10 protein-coding genes are annotated in these 8,705 nt (G+C 59.9%); 5 read left to right on the top strand and 5 right to left on the bottom strand.

Annotated features, from left to right (window positions below; genetic code table 11):
* Positions 1–100 precede the first annotated feature (100 nt).
* From ACUCV3_RS23860 to bphC, 5 genes are read right to left on the bottom strand one after another with little or no spacing between them, the layout of a single operon-like run.
* Positions 101–694, bottom strand: coding sequence for a 2-hydroxychromene-2-carboxylate isomerase (locus ACUCV3_RS23860; RefSeq protein WP_037508713.1), 594 nt, complete (start codon positions 692–694; stop codon positions 101–103).
* Complete coding sequence (locus ACUCV3_RS23855; protein ID WP_052076599.1) at positions 691–1,953, bottom strand: aromatic ring-hydroxylating dioxygenase subunit alpha; 1,263 nt, start codon at positions 1,951–1,953, stop codon at positions 691–693. The genes ACUCV3_RS23860 and ACUCV3_RS23855 overlap by 4 nt, the downstream gene beginning before the upstream one ends.
* 21 nt (positions 1,954–1,974) lie before the next feature.
* The gene (locus ACUCV3_RS23850) at positions 1,975–2,463 is read right to left on the bottom strand and encodes an aromatic-ring-hydroxylating dioxygenase subunit beta (RefSeq protein WP_025548168.1); all 489 of its coding nucleotides are present in this window, start codon (positions 2,461–2,463) and stop codon (positions 1,975–1,977) included.
* On the bottom strand, positions 2,464–2,790 hold the full coding sequence (locus ACUCV3_RS23845) for a non-heme iron oxygenase ferredoxin subunit (protein ID WP_025548169.1): 327 nt from the start codon (positions 2,788–2,790) through the stop codon (positions 2,464–2,466).
* A gap of 50 nt (positions 2,791–2,840) precedes the next feature.
* Positions 2,841–3,740 carry a biphenyl-2,3-diol 1,2-dioxygenase gene (gene bphC, locus ACUCV3_RS23840; RefSeq protein WP_037508711.1) on the bottom strand — a complete coding sequence of 300 codons (900 nt, stop codon included), beginning with the start codon at positions 3,738–3,740 and terminating at the stop codon, positions 2,841–2,843.
* A gap of 289 nt (positions 3,741–4,029) precedes the next feature.
* On the opposite strand from bphC, the gene ACUCV3_RS23835 reads away from it, so the two are divergent.
* From ACUCV3_RS23835 to ACUCV3_RS23815, 5 genes are read left to right on the top strand one after another with little or no spacing between them, the layout of a single operon-like run.
* On the top strand, positions 4,030–5,442 hold the full coding sequence (locus ACUCV3_RS23835) for an SRPBCC family protein (RefSeq protein ID WP_188083143.1): 1,413 nt from the start codon (positions 4,030–4,032) through the stop codon (positions 5,440–5,442).
* Positions 5,439–5,933, top strand: coding sequence for an aromatic-ring-hydroxylating dioxygenase subunit beta (locus ACUCV3_RS23830; RefSeq protein WP_025548174.1), 495 nt, complete (start codon positions 5,439–5,441; stop codon positions 5,931–5,933). Before ACUCV3_RS23835 ends, ACUCV3_RS23830 begins: the two co-directional genes overlap by 4 nt.
* A 43-nt stretch (positions 5,934–5,976) precedes the next feature.
* The gene (locus tag ACUCV3_RS23825; protein WP_230588532.1) at positions 5,977–6,933 is read left to right on the top strand and encodes a PdxA family dehydrogenase; all 957 of its coding nucleotides are present in this window, start codon (positions 5,977–5,979) and stop codon (positions 6,931–6,933) included.
* Positions 6,930–8,204 (top strand): aromatic ring-hydroxylating dioxygenase subunit alpha, encoded by a 1,275-nt coding sequence (locus ACUCV3_RS23820; protein ID WP_188083142.1) that lies wholly within the window; start codon positions 6,930–6,932, stop codon positions 8,202–8,204. The genes ACUCV3_RS23825 and ACUCV3_RS23820 overlap by 4 nt, the downstream gene beginning before the upstream one ends.
* The gene (locus tag ACUCV3_RS23815; RefSeq protein ID WP_130030101.1) at positions 8,201–8,680 is read left to right on the top strand and encodes an aromatic-ring-hydroxylating dioxygenase subunit beta; all 480 of its coding nucleotides are present in this window, start codon (positions 8,201–8,203) and stop codon (positions 8,678–8,680) included. The genes ACUCV3_RS23820 and ACUCV3_RS23815 overlap by 4 nt, the downstream gene beginning before the upstream one ends.
* The last annotated feature ends 25 nt before the right edge of the window (positions 8,681–8,705 follow it).

The raw sequence follows: 8,705 nt of genomic DNA, 5'->3' as shown, positions 1-8,705 counted from the left end.
GAACAAGCGATTGCACAAGGACGGCAGCCGCAGTTACGAACAAGTTAATCTGAAGTTCTTTCATTCCCTCTCCCCTCGCCGCATTTTTTTATTCTAAGAATTACTTCTGTTGAGATAGATACTCCTGCAGAAAGTCGAGACGATCATTGCCCCAGAATATTTGATCGTCGACAAACATTAACGGCGCGCCGAAGACTCCCCGCTGATAGGCTAGGCTGCGAGCCTTGCGATATTCATTCTGGCCAAGTGAAGAGTCCACGAAGGCTGTCAACGCCTCTGGATCGAGTCCAGCTTCTGTTGCACAGGCGCGCAGTTCTTCGCGGTCGCTTGGGTCGATTCCCTGCCCCCAGATCAGATTGTAAGCGGCAGCGACGTATGCTTCCGCTTTGCCCTGCTCGCGCGCGTAGAGCGTGGCGCAGTTCCAGTCCTTGCAGGCAAAGCTGGCCGGAAAACGCAAGGGAGCGTCATATTTGTGGGCCCACCGGTTGAGGTCCGCCATCATCACCTTGATTTTCGGAACCACCTCGCGATTGGACGGGCCGTAGTTCCCCGCCGCAATCTTCGCCTCGGGGATATCGATCGGCCAATATTGGAGTTCGCAACCGGCCTTGCGGGCTATTTCCGGGAGCTTCAGCTGCGCGAGGTAACTGAAGGGACTGATGAAGTCGAAATAGAAGTCGATCTTGCGGCTCATCGTGCGGTCCCGAAGCCGACGAGCTTCTCGTAACTGTCCCAGAAGCCGACAATGGCGCCTTCGGTGACAAGGTGGTCGGCATCCTCGGCGCGGCCACCGCCCATCGCGATGAACGAGGTGGCCTGCTGTTCGCCGACAATGGCGTTCTGGACGATTTCCACCGCTTCGCCGTCTTCCATCGAGATCAGGCCGGCCGGACCGATCAGGTTGGTCTGCTTGCGCCGGATTGCCTGCATTTCTGCATCGTCGTCGGCGTAACCGAAGTGGGTCCAGACCAGCTCGAACGCTTCCTGTCCCTTTGGCACGATTTGCCGCACGGCGAGCGTGTTCTGAATCTGCTGGAGGACCAGGTTCGGGAAAACCGCGAGGATAACCAGGGTAATGCCGTCATCGAATTCCTGGCGGCCCTTGAGCAGCGACATGTCCTGAAGCTTGAACTCGGTATCGAAAGTCCTGGAATCGCCATAGGCCTGTTTGTCGGCGGCATCGTCGTTGCTGGCGGCGATGGAATAAAGGAGCGAATGCCGCTTCTCGCTGTCCATCAGTGACTTGCCGGTCTGGGTCGATCGGTAGAGCCCGAACGTATTGTGGAACAGGTGCAGAAGGCTGGCGTGATAGGGATCGCGGGTATTCTCGGCATAGAGCTTCCAGTTGCCGTGAACATATTGCCGCTGATCGCCCAGAACCTTGATCGGCTTGTGCATGATCCGTTTGATATGCTCGACAACCAGCGGGCCGAGGAAATCGTTCAGTGGCACCACGCTTTGAGAAAAGCTGGCGAAGACAAGCCCGCCGACGATCCCGACGCGCAACTGCTTGAGGCCATGCTGTTTCATGTCGAAATCGCCGGGCATTCCGCCCTGGCCCTTGAGACCGCGGCGGAACGGCACCCCGATCAGATTGCCGGCGAGGTCATAGGCCCATTGGTGGTAAACACATTCGAGATTGGGGCGATTGCCGCGCAGTTCGCGGCATACCAGTGCCCCGCGATGAGCGCAGCGATTGACCACGACATGAACGGCGCCATCAGCGGCCCTGGTGACGATGACCGGGGTTTCTCCGATGAAGGTTGATTTGAAATCGCCAGCCTCGGGCACTTCTGCCTCGAGCGCGACGAAGGACCAGGCCTCGCCCTGGAAGATCTTTTCCTGCTCGCGCGCGTGATACTCCGGATCGGTGAAAACCCGGTAGGGAACCCGGCGACCAGTTCCGTTTGCGGTTCTCGAGGTATTTTCGTCTGGCAGAGCTGTGTCGGTCATGATCAAAATCCTGGTCGCGAACTAAATCGGGCGAACCATCATCGTGTCGATGAGGTTGGTATCGAAAACGGCGATCTTCGAACGAAACAAGGGGCGCTCGCCCGACAAGTCGATCTCGTCTATATACTTGCCCGAATTGTAGATTGTTGTGTGTCCGTCAGTACGGGTCATAAGGACCGCATAATTGGTTTGCGTCTTTGCAAGTGCTCCCGTTGTGGAAACCATCCGGGTCGGACCGAGAATATGACGGTAGGCATGCACCGGGAAGATATTGGCTTTGCGCAGTGAAACAATGCGATCCACAAGCATTCCGCGGCTGTCGCAATAGATCGCCGCTGAATCCATGTTTCGCTCGAAGTTCTCGCGCGAGATCACGGTATAAACGCAGTCCGAAACAAAGAGTTCGGGCCACTCTTCCAAGCGATCATCGTCAATGAGTTCGGCGTAGAGCGCGTTGAGCTCGGAAGTGAGCTGCTGCAGCTCATAGCGGGAAGGGGTGTCGAGGAGCATTCAGGCGCTCTCTTTCGGTTGATCGATGCACACCCAGCCGTCTTCGATCGTGACGGGGTATGTCTTGATGGGGATCTGGCAGGGAAAGGCCTTGGCAGCTCCGGTGGCGATGTCGAACGAACCACCGTGAAACGGGCACTCGATAATTGTGCCGTCCTGGTAGCCATCGGTCAGCATGGCATTGCCATGGGTGCAAAGATTGTCGGTGACGAACACTTCGCCATCGACGTTGTAGACTGCAAGCGCAGGCATTTTTTCCTGGTAGACCGCGACCGGTTCACCGTCCTTGACGGAGGCTACTTGGCAAAGGCGCAATTTGTTCGACATGGCGTCTGGCAATTCCAATCTAGGTTATGGACCGGCGATCAAATGGATGATCAGCCGAGGGGAATATCCATTCCGTAGCCCGCGGCTTCGTTGCCGTGACCGAATATATCGCGGGTGTAGTATTCCTGCTGGCTTGGGGCCTTGCGGGCACCCCAGCCGAACTCCCACAGCCAGCCCGACGGGTTGGCGCAGTAGAAGGTCAGCGCCTGGTCGTTTGCATGCTTGCCGAGCTGGAGCGCGACGTCGATCTTGCGCGCCCGCACAATGTCGTGCGCGAGGCCGAGATCGTCGAGGTCGGTATATTCGAACATCAGGTGGTTGATGCGCTTTTCCATCGGGCCAAGCCCGAAAGCGACCGAATGCTGCCGCTCGTTGCAGTGCATGAAGTACGGCTGCGCCACCATCCCGTTGGGCAGCTGCAGGTGATACTCGACCGACCCGCGCAGCCCCAGCAGTCCGTAGAACGCCGCCGCCGCGGGAACATCGTCCTGACGCAGGATGCAATGCCCGATTCCTTCCGATCCGGTCACGAACTTTCCGTACATGGGGCGCCCAGGATGGAAAGGCTTGTGGGTGTCGACTTGCGGCCCGTAAAAAATTTCGGTGGGGTTCCCACCCGGATCAGCCAGCTTGGCAAGACCGAGCACGCGCCGCTCCCGAGCTTCGGCCTCGCTTGCCACCGTCAAGGAGATTCCGGCGGCGGTCAGCTTTGCCACCATGGCGTCGAATTCCACCGGATCGGCAACGCGCCAGCCCAGATAGGCAAGATCGTCGGAGTCGGAGGCATGCAACACGATGCGATGATGCCACTGGTCCATGCGCAGGTAGAGGCGGTCGCCTTCGCCCTCGTCGACAATCTCCATGCCGGCCACTTCGGCAGCATAACTGCGCCATGCATCGAGATTTGTTACGGTCAACCCGAGGTAACCGAGTTCCGTGACTGCTACCATTTGCCTTCTCTCCCAAGACGCGGCCCGCGTCGCGCGGGACCGTCATCACCGAATTGTGTTGTAGTCGGGTTTACCCGACCGACTCGACCTATTTAGTCGATAATTCTCCATGGTGCAATACGTTGCACCGGGAAATTTGTTGGTGTAGGAATGCGCAGCAGAACGTCAAACCAGCGACTCGCCCGTGATGGGCGGCGGCGCGGGGCAGCGTTTGGGAGCACCGCCAAGGTGCCCGGTCATCCAGCGACAGCCGACCGATCCGGCTTTCGCATCTTGGGAGTGGAGCGTTATGGAAGCCGCAGAAAAGCGCGTCGGTCGGATTGCCGATTTGCAAGCGATCAAACGGCGACTGAAGTCGTGGCTCGTGAAAGACCAGGCTAGGGGAATCTTCCAGATCGACCGCGCCGCCTTCACCGATGCCGAGCTGTTCGATATCGAGATGAAGTATATTTTCGAGCGCAACTGGATTTTTCTCGCGCATGAAAGTCAGGTCGCCAAGCCCCACGATTTCCTGACGACCAAGATCGGACGGACGCCCGTCATCATCACTCGGGACAGGACGGGCACTGTCTGCGGATTGGTCAACGCCTGCGCCCACCGCGGCGCCAAGGTCTGCCGCGAAAAGGCCGGCAACAAGAAGAATTTCATGTGCCCCTTCCACGGCTGGACCTACTCGTCTGCAGGCGACCTTCTTGACGTCACGGAAGAAGGTGCAGGGGGTTATGCGCCTGGTTTCAACCGCGCCGATTTCGGACTTCCCCGGATCGCCCGTCTCGAAATTTACCGCGGCTTTATCTTCGGAAGCCTGTCTCCCGATGTCTTGCCGCTCGAGGAATATCTGGCCGGTTCGAAGGCGTTCATCGACCTGTTGGTCGACCAGTCTCAGCAAGGCGAAATGGAGGTGCTGCCGGGCGCTACCCGGTACCGCTATCGCGGCAACTGGAAGATGCAAGTGGAAAACGGTCTGGACGGGTATCACGTCGGAACGGTCCATGCCAATTACTTCATGACGGTGATGCGTCGGGTCGAGGGGGCCTCCAAGAACGACACCAAGGCGATCGACTTTTCAAATTTCAACCGGCAGGACGGCGGCTCGTTTTCCTTCCATAACGGGCATTCAGTGCTCTGGGCCGACTACGCCAATTTCCGGGATCGGCCGAATTTCGAGGCCCTCGACTGGATCGAGGAAACCCATGGCGAGGAAAAGGCGCTGTGGATGAACAAACGCATCCGGAATCTTCAGCTGTTCCCCAACGTCTTCCTGATGGATCAGACCAGCACCCAGATCAGGATCATCCAGCCGATCTCCGTCGACGAGACCGAAGTCACGACCTATTGCATCGCTCCGGTGGGTGAAAGCGCCTCGGCACGGGCCCTGAGGATCCGGCAATACGAGGACTTCTTCAATGCCAGCGGCATGGCGACGCCGGACGATCTGACCGAATTCAACAACTGTCAGGCCGGGTTTGGTGCCGGCGAAGGCCGGATGAACGACATGTCGCGCGGTGCGACCCGGTGGGAGAAAGACGCCGGTCAATTCGGCGCGGGTCTCGCCGTGGATGCGGTGATGAGCAGCCCGGCGGTGGCCGACGAGGGACTTTATGTCGCAATCCACGACGAATGGATCAGCCGGATGAACACCGCAATCGACCAGGAGACTGCAGAACTTATTGCCAAGGGCGACCTGGAGTTGGCGCGATGACGGCTGCCGATACGCAATGGCTTGCCGTTCACCGTTTTCTTGGCCGCGAGGCAGTAGCGCTCGACGACAAGGACTGGGACACATGGCTGTCGCTCTATGCCGAAGACGCGGAATACTGGGCGCCGGCGTGGGATGACCGCGAGCGCCTGACCGCCGATCCGCAGCGCGAAATCTCGCTGATCTATTATCACAATCGCGGCGGCCTGGAGGATCGGGTTTTCCGCATTCGCACCGGGCGGTCCTCGGCAAGCACGCCCGGGCCGCGCACTTCGCACGTGTTCACGCTGCTATCGACGGAAGAAGGCGATGGCCTGGTGCGGGCGCGCACATCGTGGACGGTGACATCCGTGCTCGATGGGGCGGTAACCGTCTACAGCGGATCGGCCTTCTATGATCTCGAGCCTGCCGGCAGGAGTTATGTGATCAAGCGCAAGAAGACCGTGATCATCAACGACCTCGCGCAGACCATGCTCGATGTCTACAGCATCTGACCCACCCATGGCAGCAACAGCAGGGCGTCCCGTTGTCGGGACCATGATCGGCGATCCTGCGGGAATCGGACCCGAAGTGACGGTCAAGGCCCTCGCGGACGGTTCGGTACACGAGGTGTCGATTCCGGTGCTGCTTGGCTCGGCAGCGGCGGTGGAGCGTGCGCTCGACATGACCGGGGTCAAGGCCCGGGTGCGCCGGATGCGTTCGTTCGAACGGCCGAGCGACGATGTCCGGGTGATCGACGTGATCGACACCGGCGCCTTGCCGGACGGCGTTTTGCCGCTGGGCGAGGATACCGAAGTGGCCGGTCATGCCTCGGCGCAATGGCTGGACGAACTCGATGCGCTGGCCCGGGACGGGTCCTTTGCCGCGACGATCATGGGACCGATCAGCACCGGTTCGCTCAAGATGGCCGGAAAACTTGACAAGGTCATCAGTCCGACCCCTGGCGAAAGCTATCTGGTTTTGCTGACCGGACCCTTGCGGGTCGCGCATCTCACCGATCACATGTCGCTGCGCCAGGTGATCGACGTGATAACCGCCGATCTCGTGGCCAAGGCGATCGGGCAGGTCAACGATGCCATGCGGTCGTGGGGTATCGCCCGTCCGCGGATCGCCGTGGCGGGGCTCAACCCGCACGCCACGGGCGACGAAGACCGGCTTGCGATTGCTCCCGGGGTCGAGCGGGCGCGGGCAGCGGGCATTGCCGTGGAAGGCCCGATTGCGCCCGATTCGGTGTTCCGGCAGTGCATCGAGGGGCGTTACGACATGGTCCTCGCGATGTTCCACGATCAGGGGCACATTGCGGTCAAGACCTGGGGCTTTTCGGGCAACTGTGTGATCATGATGGGGCCGCCCTATCTGCACATGTCGGTTGCGCACGGCACCGCCTATGACATCGTCGGCACCGGACAGGCGGACGCGGCGATGATGCTCAGCGCGATGCGCACCTGCGGCCAGCTTGCATCGGGCCAGGGTTTTTCGGGAGACGCACAATGAATGCCATGGCACCAGTGGGGGCGCCCTCGCTCCCAACGGCGGTGGACTACAAGGTTTACCACGATACGCAGATTTTCGCCTCCGAGCAGCGCAGTGTCTTCAAGGGTCGCACCTGGTGCTACCTTGGGCTTGAGGCCGAGATTCCCAACGCCGGAGATTTTCGCGCGACCCATGTCGGTGAAACGCCGGTGGTCCTCGTGCGCGGGCAGGAAGGCAAGATCCATGCCTGGGTCAACCGGTGCGCGCACAAGGGCGCAACGGTGTGTCGCTCGCTGCGCGGCAACCAGGCCGACGGCGCGTTTGTCTGCGTCTACCATCAATGGGCCTACGATTCGGAAGGCACACTGGTTGGCGTGCCGTTCCGGCGCGGCCTCAAGGGAGTAGGGGGGTACGACAAGGATTTCGATCCAGCCAATCACTCGCTCGAAAAGCTCCGGGTGGAGAGTTACAAAGGCATGGTGTTCGGCACCTTTTCAGCCGAGATCGAGCCGCTTGAAGATTTTCTCGGCCCGGTGATGCGCAAGTACATCGACCGCGTTTTTCACCGCCCGATCAGGGTGCTCGGTTATTCCCGGCAATATATGGCGGGCAACTGGAAGCTCTACTCCGAAAACAGCCGTGACAGCTACCACGGCGCCTTGCTCCACCTGTTCTATCCGACCTTCGGCATTTACCGGCAAAGCCAGGACAGCGCCGGAGAATTGGCCGAGCAGGGTTTTCACAACGTCTTTACCGTCTCCAAGCCCAAGGGCGACATCGATTACGGCTCGTTCGGCGATGAAGCCAATCGCGAAATGCAAGGCGCTGCCAAATTGCAGGACGAAAGCCTGTTGCAGTTCCGGCCCGAGATCGAGGACGATGTCGGCTTGCACATCCAGTCGCTGTTTCCCTCGGTCGTGCTGCAGCAGATCCAGAACACCCTGGCGACACGCCAGATCGTGACTCACGGCGTCGACAAGACCGAATTGGTCTGGACCTATTTCGGCTATGCCGACGACGATGAGGAAACCACGCGTCACCGCCTGCGCAACCTGAACCTTGTCGGCCCCTCCGGCCTGATCTCGATGGAAGACGGCGAAGCGGTCGAGCTTTGCCAGCAAGGGACGATTGGGGCCGAAGGCAAGCACAGTTTCATCGAAATGGGCGGCGACGACGTGCGGGGCTATTACGCGCCGATGGGCATGGACGAGAACGCTGTGCGCGGCTTCTGGAAAGGCTATCTGAGCCTGATGGGCGATGCTCTTGCCGTCAGCGCCGAGGCATCGGCATGAGCTTGGTCGAGCCTGTTTTGCAGGGTCTCGTCGATTCCCTGAACGCCGCTTACGGACTGTGTCTGGATGACGACCGGCTTGAGGAGTGGCCCGAGTTTTTCGTCGACGATTGCCTCTACCAGGTGATCGCCCGCGAAAATGTCGACAACGGGCTGCCGGCCGCGGTGATGTATTGCGACAGCAAGGGCATGCTCGTCGATCGGGTGGTGGCGCTGCGCCGCGCCAACGTTTTCCCGGAGCATTTCAGTCGTCACCTGATTTCGCGAGCGGTCTTGACCGGGATCGACGGGGATACCGTGTCGGCCGAAGCAAGCTATGCCTTGCTGCAGACGCGCAACGACGGTGAGACCCGCATCTACAACGCCGGGAAATATGTCGACCGTCTGCTAATCAAGGACGGCGTAGCCAAGCTGGTGAGCCGAATGTGCGTCTATGACACCCACAGAATCGCGACGCTGCTGGCGACCCCAATCTGACTGCCGAACATCGTCTGGCGTCGAA

Source organism: Sphingobium sp. VMM, from assembly GCF_056790315.1.
Note: the sequence above shows the minus strand (reverse complement) of the source record. Positions and strands in the feature narration are given on the sequence as shown.

Excerpts from the sequence above, each read along its gene's own strand:
- bphC (WP_037508711.1), bottom strand. The coding sequence starts at position 3,740 with ATGGTAGCAGTCACGGAACTCGGTTACCTCGGGTTGACCGTAACAAAT.
- ACUCV3_RS23830 (WP_025548174.1), top strand. The coding sequence starts at position 5,439 with ATGACGGCTGCCGATACGCAATGGCTTGCCGTTCACCGTTTTCTTGGC.
- ACUCV3_RS23860 (WP_037508713.1), bottom strand. The coding sequence starts at position 694 with ATGAGCCGCAAGATCGACTTCTATTTCGACTTCATCAGTCCCTTCAGT.
- ACUCV3_RS23855 (WP_052076599.1), bottom strand. The coding sequence starts at position 1,953 with ATGACCGACACAGCTCTGCCAGACGAAAATACCTCGAGAACCGCAAAC.
- ACUCV3_RS23825 (WP_230588532.1), top strand. The coding sequence starts at position 5,977 with ATGATCGGCGATCCTGCGGGAATCGGACCCGAAGTGACGGTCAAGGCC.
- ACUCV3_RS23820 (WP_188083142.1), top strand. The coding sequence starts at position 6,930 with ATGAATGCCATGGCACCAGTGGGGGCGCCCTCGCTCCCAACGGCGGTG.
- ACUCV3_RS23815 (WP_130030101.1), top strand. The coding sequence starts at position 8,201 with ATGAGCTTGGTCGAGCCTGTTTTGCAGGGTCTCGTCGATTCCCTGAAC.
- ACUCV3_RS23845 (WP_025548169.1), bottom strand. The coding sequence starts at position 2,790 with ATGTCGAACAAATTGCGCCTTTGCCAAGTAGCCTCCGTCAAGGACGGT.
- ACUCV3_RS23850 (WP_025548168.1), bottom strand. The coding sequence starts at position 2,463 with ATGCTCCTCGACACCCCTTCCCGCTATGAGCTGCAGCAGCTCACTTCC.
- ACUCV3_RS23835 (WP_188083143.1), top strand. The coding sequence starts at position 4,030 with ATGGAAGCCGCAGAAAAGCGCGTCGGTCGGATTGCCGATTTGCAAGCG.